At 69.9% G+C, this 23,554-nt stretch carries 19 protein-coding genes; 5 read left to right on the plus strand and 14 right to left on the minus strand.

The window, feature by feature from the left end; genetic code table 11:
• Nucleotides 1-352: 352 nt before the first annotated feature.
• The gene (locus QTN24_RS20815; RefSeq protein ID WP_313839471.1) at nucleotides 353-784 is read right to left on the minus strand and encodes a PRC-barrel domain-containing protein; all 432 of its coding nucleotides are present in this window, start codon (nucleotides 782-784) and stop codon (nucleotides 353-355) included.
• Between the two features lie 63 nt (nucleotides 785-847).
• Nucleotides 848-1,360: a BON domain-containing protein gene (locus QTN24_RS20820; protein ID WP_313839473.1), complete on the minus strand. Its 513-nt coding sequence runs from the start codon at nucleotides 1,358-1,360 to the stop codon at nucleotides 848-850.
• A 287-nt stretch (nucleotides 1,361-1,647) separates the two neighbouring features.
• Here QTN24_RS20820 and QTN24_RS20825 point away from each other — a divergent pair, with 287 nt between their 5' ends.
• Genes QTN24_RS20825 through QTN24_RS20835 form a run of 3 tightly spaced genes read left to right on the plus strand, consistent with a single transcriptional unit; the run spans nucleotide 1,648 to nucleotide 4,183 of the window.
• Nucleotides 1,648-2,409, plus strand: a complete 762-nt coding sequence (locus QTN24_RS20825; protein ID WP_313839475.1) for an SDR family oxidoreductase — start codon at nucleotides 1,648-1,650, stop codon at nucleotides 2,407-2,409.
• A 19-nt stretch (nucleotides 2,410-2,428) separates the two neighbouring features.
• Nucleotides 2,429-3,547 (plus strand): flavodoxin family protein, encoded by a 1,119-nt coding sequence (locus QTN24_RS20830; protein ID WP_313839477.1) that lies wholly within the window; start codon nucleotides 2,429-2,431, stop codon nucleotides 3,545-3,547.
• A gap of 54 nt (nucleotides 3,548-3,601) precedes the next feature.
• Nucleotides 3,602-4,183: a BON domain-containing protein gene (locus tag QTN24_RS20835; protein WP_313839479.1), complete on the plus strand. Its 582-nt coding sequence runs from the start codon at nucleotides 3,602-3,604 to the stop codon at nucleotides 4,181-4,183.
• Nucleotides 4,184-4,256: 73 nt separating this feature from the next.
• On the opposite strand, the gene QTN24_RS20840 is transcribed toward QTN24_RS20835, so the two are convergent.
• The 8 genes from QTN24_RS20840 to QTN24_RS20875 all read right to left on the minus strand — a co-directional run bounded on the left by QTN24_RS20840 (nucleotide 4,257) and on the right by QTN24_RS20875 (nucleotide 15,070).
• Nucleotides 4,257-6,506 (minus strand): catalase, encoded by a 2,250-nt coding sequence (locus QTN24_RS20840; protein ID WP_124685478.1) that lies wholly within the window; start codon nucleotides 6,504-6,506, stop codon nucleotides 4,257-4,259.
• A 134-nt stretch (nucleotides 6,507-6,640) separates the two neighbouring features.
• A complete protein-coding gene (locus QTN24_RS20845) occupies nucleotides 6,641-7,651 on the minus strand; it encodes a PleD family two-component system response regulator (RefSeq protein WP_124685477.1) in 1,011 nt (336 codons plus the stop codon).
• A 5-nt stretch (nucleotides 7,652-7,656) separates the two neighbouring features.
• The gene (locus tag QTN24_RS20850; protein ID WP_313839481.1) at nucleotides 7,657-8,685 is read right to left on the minus strand and encodes a chemotaxis response regulator protein-glutamate methylesterase; all 1,029 of its coding nucleotides are present in this window, start codon (nucleotides 8,683-8,685) and stop codon (nucleotides 7,657-7,659) included.
• Nucleotides 8,682-10,952 carry a hybrid sensor histidine kinase/response regulator gene (locus tag QTN24_RS20855; protein WP_313839483.1) on the minus strand — a complete coding sequence of 757 codons (2,271 nt, stop codon included), beginning with the start codon at nucleotides 10,950-10,952 and terminating at the stop codon, nucleotides 8,682-8,684. The genes QTN24_RS20850 and QTN24_RS20855 overlap by 4 nt, the downstream gene beginning before the upstream one ends.
• On the minus strand, nucleotides 10,949-11,644 hold the full coding sequence (locus QTN24_RS20860; RefSeq protein ID WP_313839485.1) for a chemotaxis protein CheW: 696 nt from the start codon (nucleotides 11,642-11,644) through the stop codon (nucleotides 10,949-10,951). The genes QTN24_RS20855 and QTN24_RS20860 overlap by 4 nt, the downstream gene beginning before the upstream one ends.
• Complete coding sequence (locus tag QTN24_RS20865; protein WP_313839487.1) at nucleotides 11,637-12,896, minus strand: CheR family methyltransferase; 1,260 nt, start codon at nucleotides 12,894-12,896, stop codon at nucleotides 11,637-11,639. The genes QTN24_RS20860 and QTN24_RS20865 overlap by 8 nt, the downstream gene beginning before the upstream one ends.
• On the minus strand, nucleotides 12,893-13,429 hold the full coding sequence (locus tag QTN24_RS20870; protein ID WP_313839489.1) for a chemotaxis protein CheW: 537 nt from the start codon (nucleotides 13,427-13,429) through the stop codon (nucleotides 12,893-12,895). Before QTN24_RS20870 ends, QTN24_RS20865 begins: the two co-directional genes overlap by 4 nt.
• A 21-nt stretch (nucleotides 13,430-13,450) precedes the next feature.
• The gene (locus tag QTN24_RS20875; RefSeq protein ID WP_313839491.1) at nucleotides 13,451-15,070 is read right to left on the minus strand and encodes a methyl-accepting chemotaxis protein; all 1,620 of its coding nucleotides are present in this window, start codon (nucleotides 15,068-15,070) and stop codon (nucleotides 13,451-13,453) included.
• A 296-nt stretch (nucleotides 15,071-15,366) separates the two neighbouring features.
• Here QTN24_RS20875 and QTN24_RS20880 point away from each other — a divergent pair, with 296 nt between their 5' ends.
• Together QTN24_RS20880 and QTN24_RS20885 are read left to right on the plus strand one after the other, a co-directional pair.
• A complete protein-coding gene (locus tag QTN24_RS20880; RefSeq protein WP_313839616.1) occupies nucleotides 15,367-16,692 on the plus strand; it encodes a bifunctional diguanylate cyclase/phosphodiesterase in 1,326 nt (441 codons plus the stop codon).
• Nucleotides 16,693-16,923: 231 nt separating this feature from the next.
• On the plus strand, nucleotides 16,924-19,563 hold the full coding sequence (locus QTN24_RS20885; protein WP_313839492.1) for a DUF6600 domain-containing protein: 2,640 nt from the start codon (nucleotides 16,924-16,926) through the stop codon (nucleotides 19,561-19,563).
• Between the two features lie 155 nt (nucleotides 19,564-19,718).
• On the opposite strand, the gene QTN24_RS20890 is transcribed toward QTN24_RS20885, so the two are convergent.
• The 4 genes from QTN24_RS20890 to QTN24_RS20905 all read right to left on the minus strand — a co-directional run bounded on the left by QTN24_RS20890 (nucleotide 19,719) and on the right by QTN24_RS20905 (nucleotide 23,544).
• Nucleotides 19,719-20,891, minus strand: coding sequence for an ABC transporter substrate-binding protein (locus QTN24_RS20890; RefSeq protein WP_124685469.1), 1,173 nt, complete (start codon nucleotides 20,889-20,891; stop codon nucleotides 19,719-19,721).
• Between the two features lie 179 nt (nucleotides 20,892-21,070).
• Nucleotides 21,071-21,778, minus strand: coding sequence for an ABC transporter ATP-binding protein (locus QTN24_RS20895; RefSeq protein WP_313839494.1), 708 nt, complete (start codon nucleotides 21,776-21,778; stop codon nucleotides 21,071-21,073).
• Nucleotides 21,765-22,529 (minus strand): ABC transporter ATP-binding protein, encoded by a 765-nt coding sequence (locus QTN24_RS20900; RefSeq protein WP_124685467.1) that lies wholly within the window; start codon nucleotides 22,527-22,529, stop codon nucleotides 21,765-21,767. The genes QTN24_RS20895 and QTN24_RS20900 overlap by 14 nt, the downstream gene beginning before the upstream one ends.
• A complete protein-coding gene (locus QTN24_RS20905) occupies nucleotides 22,522-23,544 on the minus strand; it encodes a branched-chain amino acid ABC transporter permease (RefSeq protein WP_313839496.1) in 1,023 nt (340 codons plus the stop codon). Before QTN24_RS20905 ends, QTN24_RS20900 begins: the two co-directional genes overlap by 8 nt.
• Nucleotides 23,545-23,554 lie beyond the last annotated feature (10 nt).

The raw sequence follows: 23,554 nt of genomic DNA on the forward strand, positions 1-23,554 counted from the left end.
CGGAGAAGTCCCACAATTCGGTTGCAAGGCTGACACACGGGTGTACCCGGCGGACATGTACGGTTTGCACGGCCGCGTCGTGCGGCGCTGCATCGCACGGTGCAGTCCGCCGAGTCCTGACAAGGGCTCGGCCGCCATTCCGGCGCCGCATGCGCCGCCTGTTTGAATCGCCTGGCATGGTTTGTAAAAACGACGATGGGCCATGCACCGGCGCAGGAGTATCTCCGTGCGCATCTGACCGGGCAGGCAGTCCTAGAGTCAGTCCTCTACTGCCACCCGCCCCTTGCGCCAGACAAGAACGCCCGGGTCATGCCCGGGCGCTTTGCAGTGCGGTCTTGTCAGGCGCTGCCGTTCAGATGGTGCCGCCGACGTTGGTCCAGTACGGCTCGCGGCCGTAGTATTCGTGGACCGTGGTGCCCCACTGCGGGTCGGCCATGCGCGGCCAGCTATCCTTGTTGAAGCCCGGAGCGTCCTTGATGCGGTCCGCAGTCAGGCCCAGCCGGAAACACTTGGCGTCGGTGTCCATGACCAGCGCGCTCCACGGAATTGCGTGCAGCGTGTCGCCGATGCCGAGGAAGCCGCCGGTGGTCAGCACCGCATAGGCCACGCGGCCGCTCTGCACGTCGATCATGATCTCCTTGATCTCGCCGACGTGCTCGCCGTCTGATGCGTAGACCTTCGTGTCGTCGAGGCTCGATGCGGCCATCACTTCCGGGCCCGGGCCGTCGCCGACGCCGGAGCCCACGATGCCCGCGCCCTGGCCGGATTGAAGATTGGGTTCCATTGCCTGTCTCCTGTGTGTGCAATCGGAACCCTCAGCGGCGCAACAAGCGTGCCCGTGCCGGTGTCAGGCCGGGCCGCCAATTTCCAGCGCATTGCGGATCTCGCGGCCGGGCAGGGTCGATTCGGCGATGTGGCCAATGCGTGCTTTGGTTTCGGCGTCGCGCACGCGGCCGCGCAGCACGCAGACGTGATCGTCGAGTTCCACCTTCACCGTGCCCGGATCGACGTATGCCGCCAGCCGTTCGTCCAGCACTTCGCGCTGCTGGGCGTCGCCCAGCGGCGCCACGGGGCGCATGTCGTCGTTGTCGTACTGGCCCAGCGATGCCGGGCCCGGCAGCGGACGCGTGCTGTCGGCCAACGGCGCGGACGGCCCACCGGCGGGCGCGGTGCCGTACATGCCGTGGCGTTCCACGCCAGCCGGTTCGTTGCCGCCGCGTGCGTCGTAGGGCGGAGTGGGGGAGTTGTCGAGGTGGGCCGGCATGGCCTGTTCGTACTCGACCTTGCTGTGGTCGTCGCTGACGGCGCTGTGGCCGCCGTAGCGGTGGTTCGAAAGCGATGGCTTGCTGGGTTCGGACATGGCGGTCTCCAGAAAATCGATGGCGACAAGCGCGACAAGACGCTTCAGGGATGGAAGCGATGCATCGGCCATGCCAGCTTTCAGGGCGCCATCGTGCGCCGCAGCACGTCCGCGGCCTGTACGGCTGGCGAGTACATTCGGCGCACCGCATGCGCTTTTTACTGCCTTGGCGTTGCATCGTGTACATGGCGCTCGCACGCGCAGCCCGTCCGGCGCGGTCGCCCGATCCGGCACGCGGGTTGCAAGCGTCTTGTCGTCATCCATAGCTTTCGACAGGAGTACCCGCCATGAAGCGATTCGAGGACAAGGTCGTCATCGTCACCGGTGCCGGCTCCGGCATTGGCGCAGCGGCGGCGCGCCGCTTTGCGCAGGAAGGTGCCGCCGTGGTGCTGGCCGGCCGCACCCGCGAGAAGCTGGAGACCGTGGCGCGTGACCTGCCCGACGACCGCTGCCTGGTGCAGGTCACCGATGTCAGCCAGCTCGACCAGGTAGAGGCGCTGGTGCGCGCGGCCGTGGACCGGTTCGGCAAGCTCGACGTGATGGTCAACAACGCCGGCGTGGCACCGGACGGCCGCGCGACCGAAGCTTCGGTGGAGGACTGGCGCGAAGTGATGTCGATCGACCTCGACGGGGTGTTCTTCGGCGCCCGCGCGGCGCTGCCTCACCTGATGCGCTCCAAGGGCTGCATCGTCAATACCGCGTCGGTGTCGGGGCTGGGCGCGGACTGGAAGCTCGGCTTCTATAACGCGGCAAAGGGCGGCGTGGTCAACCTGACGCGCGCGCTCGCGCTCGATTATGGGCGCGATGGCGTGCGCATCAACGCCGTCTGCCCGACGCTGACCCGCACCGACCTGACCGAGGACATGTTCCAGGACGAAGCGCTGCTGGCCAGGTTTCGGGAGCGCATCGCGCTGGGCCGCACGGCGGAGCCCGACGATATCGCCGGGGCCATCGTGTTTCTGGCCAGCGACGATGCGCGCTATATCACCGGCGTGAACCTGCCCGTCGACGGCGGGCTTACCGCGTCGAACGGGCAGCCGCCGCAGTAAGGCACGGCCAGGACCGCGCATGGCAAGCAGCAAGCCCACCCCTACCGATGCCGGCAATGCCGACGCCGCCCACGACGTCCGAACGGGGCAGGTGACGCAGAAACTGTCGCGAGAAGCGTTCCGCGAGCGCTTTCGCGCGCGGTTCTATGACCCCGCCTTCCGTGCCGAGGACGCCGCCATCGACCGGCTCGAAGCCATCGCCTGGGACGCCTACAGCGAAGGCCGCAAGGCGCCGCTGACCGAAAAAGCCGGGCCGGGTGCCGCCGACCCCGACTATGACGTGTCCGTCGAATGGAAGCAGGCGCGCGACGCCATCGCGGCAGCCCAGCGCGCGCACGACGACGCCAACGCCGCGTCGCGGGTGCTGCTGGTGGTCGGTGCCGCGCGCAACGACTACACGTGCCCCGGCGAGATGTCGAAGTCGTGGCGCATGGCCGGCATTGCCCGCGCGCGGATGGAGGCGCTGGGCATGGAGGTCGACACGCTCGATCTCAGCGTGCTGACGTCGGACCCCGACAAGCACATCCATCCGTGCAAGGGCTGCGTGTCGACGGCCATGCCGCTGTGCCACTGGCCGTGCAGTTGCTATCCGAACCACTCGCTGGGCCAGGTCAATGACTGGATGAACGCGCTCTATCCACGCTGGGTGCGCGCGCATGGCGTGCTGATCATCACGCCGGTCTACTGGTACCAGGCCACCAGCCCGCTCAAGCTGATGATGGACCGGCTGGTCTGCGCCGACGGCGGTAACCCCGACCCGAGCAGTACCCACGGCAAGAAGGTGTCTGAAGCCAAGGCGCTGGAACTGCGCGGCTGGCACTACCCCAAGCACCTTGCGGGCCGTGTGTTCGGCGTGGTCGCGCATGGCGACGTGGCCGGCATCGAAGGCGTGCGGCGCTCGCTCAGTGACTGGCTAGGCTGGATGGGCCTGATCGAGGCTGGCCATCCGGCGCGGCTCGACCGGTTCATCGGCTACTACGCGCCGTATGCGACCTCGCACCGCGCGCTGGATGCCGACACGGCCGTGCAGAAGGAAGTGGAAAACGCCGGCGCGGCAGTGGCGCAGGCGGTACACCTGCGCCGGCGCGGCGAACTGCCAGCCGTCGGCGACGATCTGGCGCCGCCCCGTCCCAAGTGATCGGCACGGTTTTTGCGCCTCCCAGGCTAACCCCGCAGCCTTGAGGAGTGCATCATGTTCGATTTTTTCCGCCGGCACCGGCAAGACGACGCACGCGGTGAGCGTGAGCGCGATGCGGCCGACGATGACATGCGGCGGCGGCAGCAACCGTCAGGCGCCGAGAGCTGGCGCGCGCTGTCGCAGCGCGACCAGGCGCAGCGGCGCGATGAGCCGGGCTACGGCGGCGCCGGCTATTTCGGCAGCAGCGACAGCGGCGGCCAGTCCTTCAATGGGGCCCAGCGGCTGTATCCGGGCGACCCGGGCTACCGCGCCCATCCGACCCGCCCCGACATGCCCGCCCGCGCCGGCGCCATCCGGCCGCACGGCCCGCGCAACTACCAGCGCGCCGATGCGCGCATCCGTGACGATGTCTGCGAGCGGCTGGCCATGCACGACGCAATCGACGTCTCCGAGGTATCGGTCGACGTGGAAGGCGGCGTGGTCAAGCTGTCCGGCACAGTCGCGGACCGCTACGCGCGCCGCGCCATCGAGGACATCGCCGAAGCGGTGTTCGGCGTGCAGGACGTGGAGAACCACATCCGCGTGCAACGTGGCGATGCGCTGGACCCGTCGGAACGAACGCTCAACCTGAGCTGACCCGCAATCGCTGCCGAGCGAAACCCCTTCCCGGTGCGGGAAGGGGTTGCAGCATCGACAGCGTACCGGCCCGTCAGACCGGGATCTTCAGCGCGTCGGGGCGCTGCCACCAGCGATGCTCGCCCACGGCGTCGAGGAACGCCTGGTGCGTCTTGGCGTCCTCGGCCTTGCCGATCACCACGCCCGGGCCGGCAAAGCCGCCCTGGATGCCCACGCGCCGCGCGGCCTCGGCCACCAGCAGCGCACCGCTGCCACCGGCGCCCACGGCCTTGTAGTGCTTGTAGGATTCGGCGATGAACAGCAGCGCGTTCGGGTCAGGATCGGCGGGCGGGTTCTTGCCGTCCGGCACGTACACGGCATCGAACAGCACCGAGCCGACCGACGACAGCGCAAAGTCCACCGGCAGCGCGGCGCCGCCGGCCGTGGTCACGCTGCTTGCGCGCGGGCCGACGATCTTGGCGCTGGCCCGCATGCCTTCGGCCAGCGCTTGCAGCGACTGGATTGCGGCGTCGTCCACACCGTCGTTGACCAGCACCGCGATCTTGCGCCCGGTGATATCGCCCTTGGGCTGCGCGTCCAGGCTCAGCGCCGGCGACGTCTGCACGCCGTAGTCGTTGATCTGCACGGCCGGGCCCACGGGCTCCACCGGAATGCCAAGCTGCGCGGCCACGCCATCGGCCAGTTCCTGCGCGATGTGCACGATCTGGCCCACCACGCGCGCGCGGATGGCCGGGTCCGACACCTTGGCCAGCTCGAAGCTGTAGGCATCGATAATCTGCTTCTTCTCCACGTCCGACTGGCTGCGCCAGAACAGGTTGGCCTGCGAGAAGTGATCGGCAAACGTCTGGCTGCGGATGCGCACCTTGACCGCGCCGTCCTCGGCCGGCGCCGGGAAGTGGCGGTAGGCGTCCTTGTCGCCGGCCAGGAACGGGCAGCCGCCGCTTACCGAATTCGGCTGGTAGCTTTCCTTGCCCTGCACGATGGTCTGGCGCATGAAGCCGTCGCGCTGGTTGTTGTGCACCGGGCAGAGCGGGCGGTTGATCGGCAGCTCATGGAAGTTGGGGCCGCCCAGCCGCGTGATCTGCGTGTCGATGTACGAGAACAGCCGCGCGTGCAGCAGCGGATCGTTCGTGAAGTCCATGCCGGGCAGGATGTGGCCCGGGTGGAACGCCACCTGTTCGGTCTCGGCGAAGAAGTTGTCCGGGTTGCGGTTCAGCACCATCCGGCCGATGCGCTTCACGGGCACCAGTTCCTCGGGGATGATCTTGGTCGGGTCCTGCAGGTCGAAGCCGAGCTTGAGCATGTCGGCCTCGGGCACGAGCTGCACGCCGAACTCGTACTCGGGATACTGGCCCGCCTCGATCGAGTCCCACAGGTCGCGGCGGTGGAAGTCGGGGTCCTTGCCGTTGATCTTGAGCGCCTCGTCCCAGATCAGCGAATGCGCGCCGCCCACCGGCTTCCAGTGGTACTTGACCAGCGTCGGTTCGCCGCGCGCGTTGATCAGCCGGAACGTGTGGACGCCAAAGCCCTCCATGGTGCGGAAGCTGCGCGGGATGGCGCGGCCGGACATCGTCCAGAGCACCATGTGCATCGATTCGGGCTGCAGCGAGACGAAGTCCCAGAACGTGTCGTGGGCAGAGGCGGCCTGCGGGATCTCGTTGTGCGGCTCCGGCTTCACCGAGTGGACGAAGTCCGGAAACTTGATGCCGTCCTGGATGAAGAAGACCGGCATGTTGTTGCCGACCAGGTCGAAGTTGCCCTGGCGCGTATAGAACTTGGTGGCAAAGCCGCGCACGTCGCGCGCCAGGTCGGCCGATCCGCGTGACCCGGCCACCGTCGAAAAGCGCACGAAGACCGGCGTTTTCTCGCCCACGCGGGTGAACAGCTCGGCGGTCGTGTAGTCCTCCAGCGACTCGGTCAGCTCGAAGTAGCCGTGGGCGGCCGCGCCGCGCGCATGGACCACGCGCTCGGGAATGCGCTCGTGATCGAAGTGCGTAATCTTTTCACGCAGGTGGAAATCTTCCAGCAGCGTGGGGCCGCGCAGGCCCAGCTTCAGCGAGTCGTCGTCCTCCGGAATCTGCAGGCCCGAGTTGGTGGTCAGCGTCTTGCCGGCGTTGGAGACGAGGTTGCCGACGCTCGGCGAGCCCAGCGTGCCGGGGCGGGGCGACAGCCGGTCCGCTACCGCCTTCTCGTAGGTGCCGTCGTTGTTGCTGCCCGATGCGCGGTCCTGGCTCGGGTTGTCGCCCGAGTGCTGCGGCGTGGACTGGCCGCCCTGTGGCGTGGCGGAAGACGATGACGGCTTTGGCGGGGTTTGCTTCGGCATGGCGGATTTCCTCTCTCGAACGATGACGATGTGGAATCGTCCGTTCTGCAGGTTATGTGCCAAGCCGGAAAGCCGCGCCCACGCTGGGCGCGAAGCAGGATGCGCGCACCGCCGCGCGCGCATCCGTGCAGAAACTACACCATCACCACCTGGTTGCGGCCGTTGCGCTTGGCCTGATAGAGCCCCGCATCCGCCGCTTCCACGAGCTGGCTGAACGGCCCCTTGCCGTCGGGCACCATCACGGCCCCGCCCACGCTGACCGTGACAAAGCCGCTGGTGGGCGACCCGCTGTGCGCAATGCGCAGCGTCTCGATGGCGCGCCGCACCTTCTCGGCCAGCAGCCGCGCGCCGCCCGGCGACGTGGCGGGCAGGATCATCGAGAACTCCTCGCCGCCAAAGCGCGCGGGCAGGTCGGCCGGCCGCGCACAGTTGTCGCGGATCACGGTGGCCACGCGGCGCAGCACCTCGTCGCCGGCCACGTGGCCGTAGGTGTCGTTGTAGGCCTTGAACGCATCCACGTCCATCATCAGCAGCGCAAGCTGGGTCTGCTCGCGCTGCGCGCGCTTCCACTCGGCGCCCAGGTACTCGTCGAAGTAGCGCCGGTTCGACAGCCCGGTCAGTCCGTCGGAGTTGGTCAGCCGCTGAAGCTCCAGGTTGGTCTCCAGCAGTTGCTGCTGGCTCTGCCGCAGCGCGCGGTACGCCTCGTCGCGCTGCAACAGGTTCAGGTAGGAGCGCGAGTGGTAGCGGATGCGGGCCACCAGCTCGATCGTGTCCGGCAGCTTGACCAGGTAGTCGTTGGCGCCGGCGGCAAAGGCCGCGCTCTTCATCGTCGGCTCTTCCTTGGTGGACAGCACGATGATCGGGATGTCGCGCGTGCCGGGGTTCTCGCGGTAGCGGCGCACCAGCGTCAGCCCGTCCGTGCCGGGCATCACCAGGTCCTGCAGGATCACGGTCGGCTGCGTGCGTTCGGCCACGGCTACCGCCTGCTCGGGATCGGCGCAGTAGTGGAAGTCGATGTCGGTCTCGCCGGCCAGCGCGCGGCGGATGGCTTCGCCGATGATAGCCTGGTCGTCCACCAGCAGCACCATCGCCAGGTATTCGTTCGCGGCGGCCGACGGATCGGCCGGATTCCCCTGTCTTGCCATGTTGCTTACCCCTTTTGTCTTGTTGTCTCGCCGCCGCAGGCCCGCACCAGACGTGGGGCGATCCGCGGCAGCGGCAGGATTTCCTGGGCCGCGCCCAGCGTGGCGGCGGCCTTGGGCATGCCGTAGACGGCGCTGGTGGCCTGGTCCTGCGCGATGGTCAGGAAACCGCGGTCGCGCATCGCCTTCAGCCCCTGCGCGCCGTCGCGGCCCATGCCGGTCAGCAGCACGCCCACCGCGTCGCCGCGCCAGTGTTCCACCACGCTCTCGAAGAACACGTCGATGGACGGCCGGTACAGGTAGTCGCCCGGCTCGGGCGTGTAGGCCATGCGGCCGCCGGCCACCAGCCGCAGATGATCGTTGGTGCCGGCCAGCAGCACGGTGCCGGCCTGCGGCGGCTCGCCGGCGCGCGCGATGCGTACCGGCAGCGCGCATTGCGCGTCGAGCCATTCGGCCATGCCCTGCGCAAACGCCTCGTCCACGTGCTGCACGGCGACGATGGCGGCGCCGAACGTGCCGGGCAGCGCGCCCAGCAGCGTCGCCAGCGCGGCCGGCCCGCCCGCCGACGCGCCGATGGCCACCAGCCGCGGTGCGGCCGGCGCGCACGACGCGGCCGCCAGCGCGGGCGGTGCCTGCGTGCGGCCCGCCAGCAGCCGGCCGATATTGCGGATCTTGCGCAGCAGCGGCCCGGCTGCGAGCGTCGCGTCGGACTGCGTCAGCGTGGGGGTGTCCACCGCGTCGATGGCGCCATGGCCCATCGCGTCGAACACCTTGTTCGCGTTGCGGCCCAGGTCCATCGTCACCACCACGATGGCGCACGGCGTGGCCGCCATGATGCGGCGCGTGGCTTCCACGCCGTCCACCACCGGCATCAGCAGGTCCATCAGGATCAGGTCCGGCGTCTGCGCGGCGGCCATCTGCACGCCGCGTTCGCCGTCGCCGGCCACCCAGACGATTTCCAGCGTGCTGTCCAGCGCCAGCGCGCGCCGTAGCGCCGCTACGGCCAGCGGGGAGTCGTTGACGATGCCGATCTTCATGTGCGTGCCTCGCCGATCAGGTCCCGCACGGCGTCCAGCAGTGCGGTATCGTGGAAACTGCCCTTGGCCAGGTAGTAGTCCGCGCCGGCCTGCATGCCGCGTTCGCGGTCCTGCTCGCGGTCCTTGTACGACACGATCATCACCGGAAGCTGCGCCAGCCGCGCGTCGCCGCGGATGCGTGTGACCAGCTCGATGCCGTCCAGGCGCGGCATGTCGACGTCGGTGATGACGAGGTCGAACGGTTCGGCGCGCAGCACGTTCCAGCCGTCCATGCCGTCCACGGCCACGCTGACGTCGTAGCCGCGCCCGGCCAGCAGCTTGCGCTCCAGCTCGCGCACGGTCAAGGAATCATCCACCACCAGCACGCGGCGGCGGCGCGCGGCCGTGGCGTCGGTGCCGGCCTGCCGCACGCGCTCGATCCGGCCCTCGGAGACCAGCTTTTCCACGGACCGCTGCATGTCCTCGACGTCGAAGATCAGCACGGGCGTGCCGTCGTCGGTCAGGCTGCCCGCCGCGATGTCCTTGATCTTGCCCAGCGCCTGCGCCAGCGGCTGCACCACCAGCATGCGCTCGCCCACGAGCCGGTCCACGGCGATGCCGTAGACGCGGTCCTGCTCGCCGACCACCACCACGGGCACGCTATCGCCCTCGATCGGCGGCTCCGGACGCTGCAGGATCTGCGCCGCGCTGACCAGCCCCACCGGGCGGCCTTCGTGGCGGAAGTGCTGGTGCCGCTCGGTCTGCTCGATCTCGTCGCGCCGCACCTGCACGGCACGCTGCACCAGCCCCAGCGGAAACGCATACGCCTCGCCAGATACCTCCACCAGCAGCGCGCGCACCACCGACAGCGTCAGCGGCAGTTCCAGATGGAAGTGCAGGCCGCTGCCGGGCTGCTGCGACAGCTTCAGGCTGCCACGCACGGCGCGCACCATGTCCTGCACCGCATCGAGCCCCACGCCACGGCCCGAGACCTCGGACACCGTCTCGCGCAGGCTGAAGCCCGGCAGCAGCAGGAATTCCAGCAGTTCGGCCTGCGACAGCCGCGCGGCCGTGTCCGGCTGCGACAGGCCGCGCCGCACGATGGCCGCGCGCAGCGCGTCGAGGTCCACGCCCGCGCCATCGTCTGCAATCTCGATCACGAGCCGGCCCGCGTTGTGGCGCGCGGCCAGCGTGATGCGCCCGGTCTCGGGCTTGCCGGCGGCGCGGCGCACGTCGGGGGCCTCGATGCCGTGGTCCACCGCGTTGCGCAGCAGGTGGGCCAGCGGGGCGTCGAGCTGTTCGAGGATGTCGCGGTCCACCTGCGTCTGCTCGCCGGACAGCACCAGCTGCACCTGCTTGCCCAGCGAGCGGCCCAGGTCGCGCACCATGCGCGAGAAACCGGTCATGCCGTCCGACAGCGGGCGCATGCGGCACGACAGCGCCGTGTCGTAGAGCCGCCGCGACAGCCGCGTGGCACGATGGTCGTACTGGTCGAACTCCTCCACGCGCTGGGATAGCTGGCCCTGGCCGTCCTCCATCAGTTGCCGCAGTTCGGCCAGCGCGGCGCGCAGGCGCGGCACTGCCACGTCGGGCGTGTCGAGCAGGCCCTGCACGCCGTCCAGCGCCTGCAGCGCGCGCATCTGCTGGCGCCGCGCCTGCTGCATGGCGCTGCCGAACGGGCGCAGCCAGTGCGATTCGACCATCGCCTCGCCGGCCATCGCCAGCAGGCGGTCCAGCCGGTCGGCGTTCACGCGCAGCATGCGCTCGTGCGATTCAGCCGTCGCCGGCAGCTCGGCCGAGGCAACGGGCTGTGGCGCCGGCGCGGCCGGCTCCGACGGTACGGCGGGCGCGGCCGGGGGCGCCGGCGGTGCCACGTCCTCGCCATCGAGCAGCCGGTTCATCTGCACGATCCACGCATCGATCTCGGCGCGGCCGTCCAGCTCGGGCCAGTGCAGGTTGCCGTCCGGCGGATGGCCGATGCGCTGGAGCAGGTCGGTGCCCTGCAGCAGCGCGTCGATATGGGCTGGCGTCAGCACGATGCCGCCACGCTGCGCGGCAACCAGGCAGTCTTCCATCACATGGGCCACGCGCACGCCGCCATCGAGCCCGACGATGCGCGCCGCGCCCTTGAGCGAATGCGCGGCGCGCATGCAGGCTTCGAGGTGCGTGGCGGCCGTGGGGTCGCGTTCCAGCGCCAGCAGCCCGGCGTTCAGCACCTCGGCCTGCGCATCGGCTTCGAGCGCGAACAGGTCCAGCATCGAGGCATCGCGCAACTGTTCGGGGTTCATGCCAGGCTCCGCGACAGGGCCTGGCGCAGCAGGTCCGCATCGAGCAGGCCCACGCTGTGGCCCGCATGTTCGAACAGCGCCTGCGTGTAGCGCGCCGACGCCCGCGTCAGCGTGGCCGGCAGCGGCAGCAGCGCGCGGCGCGGCACGTGCTCGACGCCGGCTACCTCCGCCACGGGCAGCGCGATGGCGCTGCGCCCCTGACCGAGGATCAGGAAGCGCGCCGGGCGGGCGTCGTCGCCCTCGGGGGCATCGCCGAACAACTGCGCCAGCGAGACGCAGGTCAGCAGGGTGCCGCGCACGGCGGCCACGCCCAGCAGCGCCGCGTGGCGGCGGTGCGGCAGCGTGTGCACGGGCGCGGGCGCGGTGATCTCGCCGAGCGCGATGGTCGGCAGTGCCAGCCATTCCTCTCCCACGCGGAAGACCAGCACCGACTGGCCGGCTTCGCGGCTCTCCGCGTGCTCGGCGGGCAGCGTGTCCGTCATGGCCCCGCCAAGGCTGCCAGCGGCCAGCGCGTCGAGCACGGTCACGGCCGCCTGCGCGTAGACCGGGCAATTGCGGCAGCGCAGGTACGTGACGAGTTCCGGGCAGGACCGGTCGCCGCCGGTGCCGATGCGGCGCCAGCAGTCGTACACGGTGCCGGCGGCCAGGCCGGGCAGGGTGGCGGGCGCGGCGTGGACGATGGAATCAGCCATGGCTCAGTCGGGCATGACGCTGCGCGCGCTCGCGCAGGCGATGGGCGCCGGTGGCATCGCCCTCGCTGTCGAGCAAGGCAGCCAGGTGGTAAAGGGCCTCTTCATGGCCGGGGTCCAGGTAGACGGCCTTGCGATAGGCGGCGTGCGCATCGGCGATATGGCCGGCCGCATCGTTCAGCACGCCCAGCAGGCACCAGCCGTCGGCCGACGACGCGTGGGCCGCCAGGAACGCGCGGCAGGCATCGGTGGCGGCCTGCAGCTCGCCCCGGTCGGCCAGCGCCGAGATCGACGCCAGCGGGTCCTCCGGCTTGGCAGTCGCCACGGCCGGAGGCGGCGGCATCCGCACGGGACGCACGGCGGGCGGCGTGGCGCGTGCCATGCTCTGCAATACCGGCGGCGCAACGGGCGGCCGGACGGATTGCACGACCGGCACGACTGGCCTGGCGACCGGCTCGGGATGGAACGCGAAGGCCAGCGGCACGCCGGCGCTGGCCAGCCCCTCGCGGGTCAGCAGGCTGGCCTCGGCCGGACCGACGAAGATCAGCCCGCCGGGCTGTGCCAGCCGGCGCAGCGTCTGCACAGTCCGCTGCTGCGTGGCGATATCGAAATAGATCAGCAGGTTGCGGCAGAACACGAAGTGGTAGGGCGGTTCGCTGGCCAGCAGGCCCGGCGCGACAAGATTGCCCTGCAACAGGCGGACTTGCGCGCGCACCTTCTCGGAGAGCTGGTAGCCGCCCGGGGCCGGCGCGAAATAGCGGTCGCGGAAATCGAGCGGCACGCCGCGGAACGCGTTGCTGCCATACAGGCCGGCGCCGGCGCGTGCCAGCGCGCGGGCGCTGACGTCCACGGCATCCACGCGGAAACGGTCGGCCGGCAGCCCGGCGTCGAACAGCGCCATCGCAATGGAATACGGTTCCTCGCCGGTGGAGCACGGCAGGCTCAGCACGCGCAGCAGGCGCTCGCCGTCGCCGAACACGCGCTGGGCCGCGAACGTGCCCAGCGCCAGCAGCGCTTCACGGTGGCGGAAGAACCACGTCTCGGGCACCACCACGGCCTCGATCAGCGCCTGGAGTTCGTCGGGCGCGGCGTGCAGCACGTTCCAGTAGGCGGCCGGATCGGCGGCACCCACGGCCAGCCGGCGCGCCTCCACGGCGCGGGCAATGACGGCCGGGCCGATGGCCGTCGCGTCCAGGCCGATCCGCTCCTTGAGCAGCGTTTCGATCTGCGTGGGGGGATGGGGCAGGTCCGTCATGCGGGCAGGGCGTCGGGGAACAGCATCGTATGCACGTCTTCGGGCAGCAGGTCGGCCACCCGGACCCACTGCACCAGCCCGCGCGCGTCGTGGCGCACCGGGCCCAGGTAGCGCGCCTGGCCGGGGTCGATGCCGCTGTCGACGAACGATGCCGGGTCGCACCGCAGCGTGTCGGTCGCATATTCGAGCCGCAGCCCCAGCAGCCGCGCGGCCGGCGCGGTTTCGGCAGCGGTGGCGGGATCGGCTTGATCGATGAAATCGGCAGTTTCGGCGGTTCTGGACATCGGCGCGGGTCGACGGTAGTTAACCAGCACGGTCCGGGTACTGGTGCGCGCGCCGGCCGGGGTGCCCGTGGCCAGCGCGGTCACGTCGATCACGGGCACCGGCTGCCCGGCGCGCACCATCAGGCCGCAGACCCAGGCCGGGGCGCCGGGAATCTGCTTGGTGGCGGTCAGCGGCAGCACCTCGGCCACCTCGCCGCTATCGATCGCGTAGTAGTCGGGCCCGATGCGGAACAGCAGGAAGAGCGCCATGGCGAAGGGCGGCCGGCCCGCTCAGACCTTGAAGCGCGAGACGCCGCTGCGCAGTTCGTTGGAGACCAGCGTCAGCTCGTCGATGGCCTGGCTAGACTGGCGCAGCGATTCCACGGTCTGCTGCGCGGCCTCGGAGAGCTGCATCAGCGCCTGGTTGATCTGCTCGGCGCCGCCGGCCTGGGCCTGCATGCCCTCGTTGACCATCTGCACGCGCGGCGCCAGCGACTGCACCTGGCCGATGATCTGCGAAAGCTGGTCGCCTACCTGGGTCACCTCCGACATCCCGCGCCGCACTTCCTCCGAGAACTTGTCCATGCCCATCACGCCGGCGGACACGGCCGACTGGATCTCGCGCACGATCTGCTCGATGTCGTAGGTGGCCACGGCGGTCTGGTCCGCCAGCCGGCGGATCTCGGTGGCCACCACGGAGAAGCCCCGGCCGTACTCACCAGCCTTCTCGGCCTCGATCGCGGCGTTCAGCGACAGCAGGTTGGTCTGGTCCGCCACGCGGGCGATGGTCGTGACCACCTGGTTGATGTTGCCGGCCTTCTCGTTCAACGTGGCCAGCCGCGCGTTGACGGACCCGGCGGCCTCCATCACATGGTGCATCGTGCCTTCCATGCGCGACAGGCCCACCTGGCCCGTGCCGGCCAGCCCGGCGGTCTGCTCGGCCGCGTGCGATACCTCGTTCATGGTGCGGACGAGGTCGCGCGCCGTGGCCGAGATCTCGCGCGACGTGGCGCCGATCTGCGTGGTCGTGGCGGCCGTCTCGGTGGCGGTGGCCTGCTGCTGGCGGGCCGTGGCGGCAATCTCGTTGACCGACGTCGTGACCTGGATGGCCGACCGCTGCGCCTGGCCGACCAGCGACGTCAGTTCGCCGGCCAGCTGGTTGAAGCCTTCCTCGACGGCCCGGAATTCGTCGCGCCGGTTCAGCGTCATGCGCTCGCGCAGGTCGCCGCCGCGCATGGTGTCCAGCAGCGCCACGATGGATCGCATGGGGCTGTTGATGGCGCGCAGCAGCAGGAAGCCGCAGACCAGCGCGGCCAGCACGGCGATGGCCAGCGCTACCTCGATGCTGACCTTGGCCGTGTCCACGGCATCGACGATGCCGGCGGCGGCGCTGTCATTGACCTTGCCGTTGTCGTCCACCAGACCCTGCAGCGCCTTGCGGCCTTCTATCCAGATCTCGTGCGCGCCGCCGCGCAGGGCGGCCTCGGCGGCGACGGTGTCCTTGCCGCGAACGGGGTCAAGGTAGGGCTGGGCGGCCTGCTCGTATCGGCTGCGCAGTTCCAGGAACGCCTGGAACCGGGTGCGATCGACGTCACGCTGGATCGAATCCGCGTACAGCTTCTGCAGCCGGTCCAGCCGGCGCGTGGCGTCCTCGGTCTGGGCGTGCAGCCGGGCGCGCTGCGCCGGGTCGGCCGCGGTCACCGTCTGCCAGGCCAGCACGTAGAGCTCGCCCCAGACGCCGCGCATGCCGGCGCTGTAGTTCAGGCCGGGCAGCGCGTCGGTGCGCATGATCGTGGTTTCGCGCTCGATGGCCGTCAGCCGGTTATAGGCCGCCAGGCTCATCATCGTCATGACCAGCAGGATGAAGGTGAAGCTTGCCAGGATGCGCGTGCGGATGGTCCAGTGGTTCACGGTCTATGGAGTCTGGTTGGGCCGGGACGGGGGCGGCGGGGGCGGCGGGGCCGGCCCGGGCCGCCGGCCGGGGCACGCCCACCGGACCCTGGGGAATCCCACGAACGGGTGGTAGGCGTTTGCGGCGTAGGGTACTGTAACGCCCGGGCCATTTCAACGGCGGCCCGCTACCCGCCAGGCCGCGCCGTTGCGCGGGAGCGGCGGGAATTTGAAGCGCTTGCTTTTTTCAAGGTTTTCGTCACACTTGCCAAATAGCTTGAGCGGGAAACATGTTCATCACAACTGATAGGGCAGGGATGGTGGCCAAGTCGGAGGCGCAGGCGACTGGCGCCTTGCCGCCGGCGGACCTGGATCCGCTGACCGGCGTGGTCGTCCGCCAGGCGTTCTTGAAGCGGGTGGAAGCGCGTCTGCAAAGCGAGACGACGCCCCGTTTCGCCCTGTTGCTGGTGGGTATCGACGATTTCCGCGCTTTTAACGACATGCACGGCCATGCCGAAGGCGACGCCGTGCTGCAGCAGGTGGCCCGCCGCCTGCGCGATGCGTCGCCGCGCGACGCCGTGGTGGGCCGCGTGGGCGGCGACGAATTCGGCGTGCTGCTGACGTCGATCTCGGACCCCACGCTCGTGCGCCATGTCAGTGCGGCCATCCTGTCGATGCTGTCCGCCCCCTTCGAACTCAATGGCAACCGCCACCACGTGCTGGCCAGCCTGGGCGCGTGCGTGATGCCCGCCGGCGGCGACAGCACGGCCGACGTGCTGGCCGCCGCCAGCCTGGCGCTGGCCCGGGCCAAGCACGACGGCGGCCGCACCATCCGCTTCTTCAAGCCGCAGATGCGGGCCGACGTGACCACGCGCCTGTCTTTGGTGCAGGCCCTGCGCGAAGCCTACGCCCAACGCCAGTTCGAACTGCTGTACCAGCCGCAGGTGGACCTGCGGGACGGCCGCGTCAAGGGCGCCGAGGCGCTGATGCGCTGGCGCCATCCCACGCTGGGCCTGCTCACGCCGGCCGCGTTCATCGACGCGCTGGCCGCCAGCAGCGTGGCCGCCGACGTGGGCATGTGGCTGCTGCACACGGCCTGCGCCCAGGCGCGGGCATGGTCGCTGACGTTCGAGGACGCGCCGCGCGTGGCCATCAACCTGTTTGCCGCCCAGCTGGCCGAAAGCCGGCTGCTGACCGAGGTGCGCCACGTGCTGCGCGCGCTGGAGCTGCCGCCCGACCGGCTGGAAATCGAGATTACCGAGACCATCGCCCTGCAGCAGGGCGACGAGGTGTCCGACCAGCTTCAGGCGCTGCGCCGCGACGGCGTGACGCTGACCTGCGACGACTTTGGCACCGGTTACGCGTCGCTGAGCTTCCTGAAGACGTTTCCGGTGGACCGGCTCAAGATCGACCAGTCGTTCATCCGCAACGTCACGCAGGACAATGTGGACGCCGCCATCGTCCGCTCGGTCATCAACGTCGGCCAGAGCCTGCAGATCGGCGTGGTGGCCGAGGGCGTGGAAACGCCCGAGCAGCGCGATTTCCTGCTGGCCCACGGCTGTGTGGAGGCGCAGGGCTACCTCTACGGCCGCCCGATGCCGGCCGACCGGCTGACCGAATTCCTGCGCAACCAGCCGCGCTGAGCGGCGGCGCCTGCCGCACCGCAGCATCGTCCCGCCCGGCGGCGGGGCGGCCCCCCAACTGCAAGACTTGTATCCGGCTTTGTCCCGCAAGCCCCGCCGGGCATGCCGGGAAATAAGTCCTTACAAAGACCGGTGCACAGACCGGTCCGCCTGCCGTTATCCGGGATACGGTGGCAGCGGGTGCGTGCCGCCATGCTCGCCGGCACACCCGCCGGACTCAGGTACTGGATCATGCAACCCCGTTATCGCCTCGTCATCGTGCCCGCCGTCGGGCTGGCCGCGCTGCTTGCCCAAGGGCAGGCTGGCGCACAGGACTACAACGCCGCCGTGCCGCCCGGCTATGTCGAACGGGCGCCCGACGACGCCAATGTGCTGGGCGATCCGTCCGCGCTGGCTGCCGACCCGCCGTCGCGCATCGCCACCGTGACCGACATGGCCGGCGGGCTCAGCTTTGCGCCGGCCAGCTCTGACGAATGGGCGCCGGTGGGGCTGAACCGGCCGATGACCACCGGCGACCGGCTCTGGGTGGACCCCGGCGGCCGCGCCGAACTGCACGCCGGCACCACGGCGGTGCGCCTGGGGGGCGGCACGGCCGCCACGATCCTGAACCTGGACGATCGCGCCACGCAGGTCAAGCTGACGCAGGGCACGCTGCAGCTCCGCGTGCGCGCGCTGCCGCCCGACCAGCAGGTGGAGGTCGACACGCCCAACCTGGCGTTCGTGCCGCGCGAGCCCGGCGACTACCGGATCGACGTCTCGCCCGATGGCACCACCACGCTCGTGACGATGCGCCATGGCAGCGCCGTGCTGTATGGCGACACCCGCGCCATCGAGTTGACGCGCGGCCAGCGCATGCGCTTTGCCGGCACCGACCTGGCCGACGCCGGGCCGGGCAACTATCCGGGCCCCGACAGCTTTGACCAGTGGACCGCCGCCCGCGACGCGCGCGAGGACGCGTCGCCGTCCGCCCGCTACGTGCCGGCCGACATGACCGGCTACACCGCGCTGGACGACTACGGCGACTGGCAGCAGGACCCCGGCTACGGCGCGGTGTGGTTTCCGCGCACGGTGGCGGCCGGCTGGGCGCCGTACAGCGCGGGCCACTGGGCCTGGGTGGCGCCGTGGGGATGGACGTGGATCGACGACGCGCCGTGGGGGTTTGCGCCATCGCACTACGGGCGCTGGGCGTACTTCGGCAACCGTTGGGGCTGGGTGCCGGGGCCGGTGGCGGTGCGGCCGTGCTACGCGCCGGCCGTGGTCGGCTTCATCGGTGGCGCCAGCATCCGCATTGGTGGCGGGCCGGGCGTGGCGTGGTACCCGCTGGGGCCGCGCGACGTCTACCGGCCCGTGTACCGGGCCAGCCCGCGCTACATCACGCGGATCAACAACATCACCGTCAACAACACATGGATGCGCGGCGGCGACCGTGACCGCTGGGTCAACCGCAACGTGCCCGGCGCCATCACTGGCATGCCGTCGCGCAACTTCGTGGAAGGCCGGCCCGTGCCGCGCGGCAGCCATCGCGACGAATGGCGCACGCTGCCCGTGGGCGAGGGGCGTGGCGGGCCGATCATCGCGCCGGTCAAGGCCAGTCTTTGGGGCGGCGGCGCGCGGCCGCAGGGCTTGCCGCCGATGGCGCGGCAAGGCTTTGAACGGCAGGCCATTGCGGCACGGCAGCCGGGGCGGCTGGGCAGCGACGACCTGGCGCGCCGCTTTGCGCGCGAGGGCGGCACCGCCGGGGCCGGTCCGGCGTGGCGGGGGCCGCAGCCGGGCCAGGAAGGCCGCGGCCAGCAGGCCGGCCGCGACGACCGCCGACGCGGCCCGCAGCCGGCGCAGGCGCTGCCATGGCAGCCCGACGTCCGCATGAGCCAGGCGGCGCAGGCCGGGCGCGGACCGGGCGGCTGGTCGGGCGGCCAGCCACGCGCGGGCATGCCGGACGCGCAGCGCCAGCAGTTCGTGCAGCAGCGCCAGCTCGACGACCAGCAGCGGCAGAGCGCCGACAACCAGCGTCAGCAGCAACAGGCGTTGCAGCGCCAGCTCGACAGCCAGCAGCGGCAGATGCAGGGCCAGCGGTGGCAGGGCGAAGACCAGCAACGGCGCCAGCAGTTCGAGCAGCAGCGGATGATGCAGGACCAGCAACGGCAACTGGACGACCAGCGGCGCGAGGCGATGAACCGGCAGCAGTTCGACCAGCAACGCCAGCAGCAGGAGCGTCAGCAGCAGGATATCCAGCGTCAGGCACAGGAGCGCCAGCGGCAGTTCGACCAGCAACGCCAGCAGCAGGATCGGCAGCAGCAGGATATCCAGCGTCAGGCACAGGAGCGCCAGCGGCAGTTCGACCAGCAGCGCCAGCAGCAGGATCGGCTGCAGCAGGATATTCAGCGTCAGGCGCAGGAGCGCCAGCGGCAGTTCGCCGACCAGCAGCGGCAGGCGCAGGAACGGCAGGCCGACATGCAGCGGCAGGCGCAGATGCGCGACCAGCAGCGGCAGTTCCAGGAGCAGCAGCGGCAGCAGATCGACCAGCAGCGGCAGCAGGCGGCGCAGCGCGAGCAACTGGAGCAGGCCCGCCAATTCCAGGAACAGCAGCGCCAGCAGTTTGAGCAGCAGCGCCAACAGGCCATGCAGCGCCAGCAGATGATGGAGCAGCAGCGCCAGGCGCAGGAGCAGCAGCGGCGCGTGCACGAGCAGCAGCAACAGCAGGCGCAGCAGCAACAGCAGCACATGCAGCGGCAGGCGCAGGAACAGCAGCGCCAGTTCCAGGAGCAGCAGCGCCAGCAGCAGGACCGCCAGCGCCAGTTCCAGCAGCAACAGCAGCAACAGCAGCAACAGCAGCAGCGCGGCCAGCAGGCGCGCAACGACGACCGGCGCTAGCGCCGGGCCTGACCGGCGGCAGCAAAGACAAAGGGCGTCCGGTGGTGCCGGACGCCCTTCGCTTCTCTCCACGTCGACTGTTTTGACTGCCTTGTCGATGCTGGCTGCCCGCCAGCCGGGTACTGCCCCCTCCGCCTCTCTCTCTTTGCGGCGCCTTACTTCGCCAGTTCCGACAGGCGCACCGGCTCGATCTTGCCCTTCTGCACCCAGCCGACCACGGTGTCGGCCTCGGAGCCGCCCTTGGCGTCGATGCCGTCCACCTCGTTCGGATTCACTTCCTTCGGCAGCGCCTTGACCGCATCGGGCATCTTTGCCCGGATGGCCGCCGCGTCGGTGGTGGTGCCGGCCAGCTTCATCGCGTTGGCCAGCGCCCACGTCATCGTGTAGTTCAGCGACATCTCCGTGGTGGCGTCGCGGCCGTCATGCAGCTTCTTGTAGCGGGCGTTGTACGCCTGCGCGGCCGGGCGGGCGTCGTTGACCAGCGGCATCACGCCGATGGAGCCTTCCAGCATGCCCAGCCCGTTGGTGACCTTGGCCATCTCGTCCATCTTGGCCTGGTCCATGATGATGAAGCCGCCCTTGAAGCCCAGCTCGCGGGCCTGCTTGACCACCAGCGCCGTCGGCTCTGACGGGCCGCCCACGAACATCACGTCCGGCTTGTCGGCGATGGCGCGCGACACGCCGGTGTAGAAGTCGGTGGCCTTGGTGTACGACATCGGGTTGTTGCCGACGACCTTGCCGCCCGCGCCTTCCCAGGCCGGCACGAACGCCTGCACCCACGCCTTGGCGTAGTCGTGGTCGGCCGGCACCAGCGCCACGTTCTTGCCGTAGCGCTTCATCTGCGCCTTGACGAACGGCTCGATGTAGCCGGTGTAGGCCGGCGGGATGCGGATCGTCAGCTTGTTGCCGGCGTCGGTAATGCGCGGCACGCTGGAATAAGCCATGACCAGGAACTTCTCCTGCTCGTTGAACGCCTGCAGCGCGAAGATGCCACCCGAGTGCGGCACGAACACGGCCGGCGTCTTGTGCTGCTGCACCAGCCGGCGCGCATTGATCGCGGCCTCGGCCGGCGCGTACTTGTCGTCCAGCGCCACGACTTCGAGCTTCACCTTCTTGCCGCCCACCTGCAGGCCGCCCGCGTTGATCTCGTCGACGGCCATCTGGATGCCCGACAGCACGTTCTTGCCATAGAGCGCGGCACCGCCCGACAGCGGGCCGGTATAGCCGATCTTGACCACTTCCTGCGCCAGCGCGGGCGAGGAAGCCAGGACTGCCGCCGCGGCGCACGCGGCAAGCGCGAAGAAACGACCCAGTGTTTGGTGGTGCATGTGCTGTCTCCTAGTCTGTTCTGGCTTCGATAGCCAATTGTTTTCTCCCCTCTCCCGCCTGCGGGAGAGGGGCGGGGGAGAGGGCAGGACGTTCCAGATGCGACGGTCGCGATTTGGACCGCAACGCCCTCTCCCCCAACCCCTCTCCCGCGAGCGGGAGAGGGGAGCAAACCTTTCCACTACCCCCCGATATAAGCCTTCCGGATTCCCTCGTCCTTCAGCAGCGCGTCGCGGTCGCCTTCCATGACGATGCGGCCGCTTTCGATCACGTAGGCGCGGTGGGCGATGCCCAGCGCCGCGTAGGCGTTCTGCTCGGCCAGCAGCACCGTGGTGCCGGCGCGGTTGATGCGCTGGATCACCTCGAACATCTGCTTGACCACCAGCGGCGCCAGGCCCAGCGACGGCTCGTCGAGCAGCAGCGCGCGCGGGCGGCCCATCAGCGCGCGGCCCAGCGCCACCATCTGTTGCTGGCCGCCCGACAGCGAGCCGGCCGGGTCGTCCTTCTTCTGGCGCAGGATCGGGAACATCTCGTAGACCTCTTCCAGCGTGGCGCGGATGCCGGCGCGGTCGCGGCGGTGCACGTAGGCGCCGAGCGTCAGGTTCTTCTCGACGCTCATGGCCGGAAACAGCTTGCGGCCTTCGGGGCAGTGCACGAGCCCGGCCTGCACGATCTGCGACGGCTTCATGCCGCCCAGCTCGCGGCCGTCAAAGCGCATGCTGCCGCCGCTGGTGCGATGGATGCCGCTCATCGCCAGGAAGATCGAGCTCTTGCCGGCCCCGTTGGCGCCCAGCAGCACCACCAGTTCGCCGGCGCCGGCGTGGAGCGTGATGTTGTCCAGGGCGCGGAAGCTGCCGTACGACAGCGAGACGCGTTCAAGCTGCAACATGGTCGGCTCCCAGGTAGGCTTCGATGACGCGCGGGTCCTGCTGGATCTGCGCGGGCGTGCCCTCGGCGATCTTCTCGCCGTAGTTGAGCACCATGATCTTGTCGGCCAGCCGCATGATCATGTCCATCTTGTGTTCGATCAGGCAGACCGTCTTGCCGTGCCGCACCATCTTGCGGATCAGCTCGGCCAGGCCCACGGTTTCCTCCGGGTTCACGCCGCCGGCCGGCTCGTCGAGCAGCAGCAGGTCGGGGTCGGTGGCCAGCGCGAGCGCAAAGGCCACGCGCTTGCGTGCTTCCTGCGTGATATCGGCGGCCACCTCGTGCGCCAGATGGGTCAGGCCGACGAAGTCCAGCGCGGCTTCGGCCTTGTCGCGGCACAGGCGTTCTTCCTCGCGCAGGCGGCGCGTGTTCAGCAGCACGTCGGCCAGGCCGGACTTCGTGCGCAGGCGGTGGCCGACGATCAGGTTGTCCAGCACCGTGGCGCGGTCGAACAGCGCGGTGGCCTGGAACGTGCGCGCCACGCCCAGCCGCGCGATCTGGTCGGCCCGCAGGCCCGCCACGTCCTGGCCCTTGAACAGCACCTGCCCGGACGAGGGCGCGTGCGTGCCGGCGATCAGGTTGAAGAACGTGGTCTTGCCGGCGCCGTTGGGGCCGATGATCGCGTTGATGTGGCCGGCCTCGAACGTCACGGACACGTCGTGCACGGCCGTCAGGCCGCCAAACTTCTTGGTCAGGTTGCGGATCTCAAGCATTCTCGGCTCCCGGGCGGCGCGTGGCGATGGGCTGGGCGTTGCGCGCGGCGGCCAGTTCGCCCCGGCGTTGCGCGGCGGCGCGGCGCGCCTGGCGCTTCAGGTAGGACCCCACGATGCCGTCGGGCACGAAGATGATCAGCAGGATCAGCACCGGGCCGAACACCAGCATCCGGTAGTCCTGCAGGAACTGCAGCGTCTGGGTGACCCACGGCACCAGCACGGCGCCCAGCAGCGGCCCCAGCAGCGTGCCCGTGCCGCCCACCAGCATCGACATGACCATGTCGAACGTGATGTCGGTGCGCGCGATGTCCGGGCCCAGGAACCGCACCTGCCCCGCGTAGAGTGCCCCGGCAAAGCCCGCGTAGGCCACCGACAGCACGAACGACAGCACCTTGGTGCGCATCAGGTTGATACCCAGCGCCTCGGCCAGCGCGTCGCTGTTGCGCACGGCCATGAAGCCGCGCCCCAGCAGCGAGCCGACGATGCGGTGCATCACGAACGTGCCGATCGTCAGGAACGCCAGCACCAGGTAGTACTGGGCCTGCACGCTGTCGAAGGCGAGCGGGCCGATGGCCGCCGGCACCGGGATGCCGATCAGGCCGACGGCGCCGTGTGTGAGCCCCTCCCACTTCTCGATCACCAGGTAGATGATGTAGCCCACGCAGAGCGTGAAGATCGAGAAATAGTGGCCCTTCAGGCGCAGCGACACCACGCCCACGCCGTAGCCCAGCACCATGCAGACCACGCCGGACAGCGCGAACGCCAGCCAGAACGGCACCTGGTGGTCGACGGTCAGGATGCCGAGCGTGTAGGCGCCGACGGCCATGAAGCCGCCGTGCGCCAGGTTCAGCTGGCCCGTGTACCCGGTCAGCAGGTTCAGGCCCAGGGTGGCGATGGCGGTGATGAACGCGAGCGTCATCACGGTCAGGAAGTAGCTGTTGGGAACGGCCAGCGGAAACGCGATGGCGGCGGCCAGCAGCAGCGCCCAGCCTGTCTTGCCTTGCAGTGCTTTCATGTCGGTGTCT

The organism is Cupriavidus sp. SZY C1, from assembly GCF_032190535.1.
In the GTDB taxonomy this organism is placed as follows: domain Bacteria; phylum Pseudomonadota; class Gammaproteobacteria; order Burkholderiales; family Burkholderiaceae; genus Cupriavidus; species Cupriavidus pauculus_C.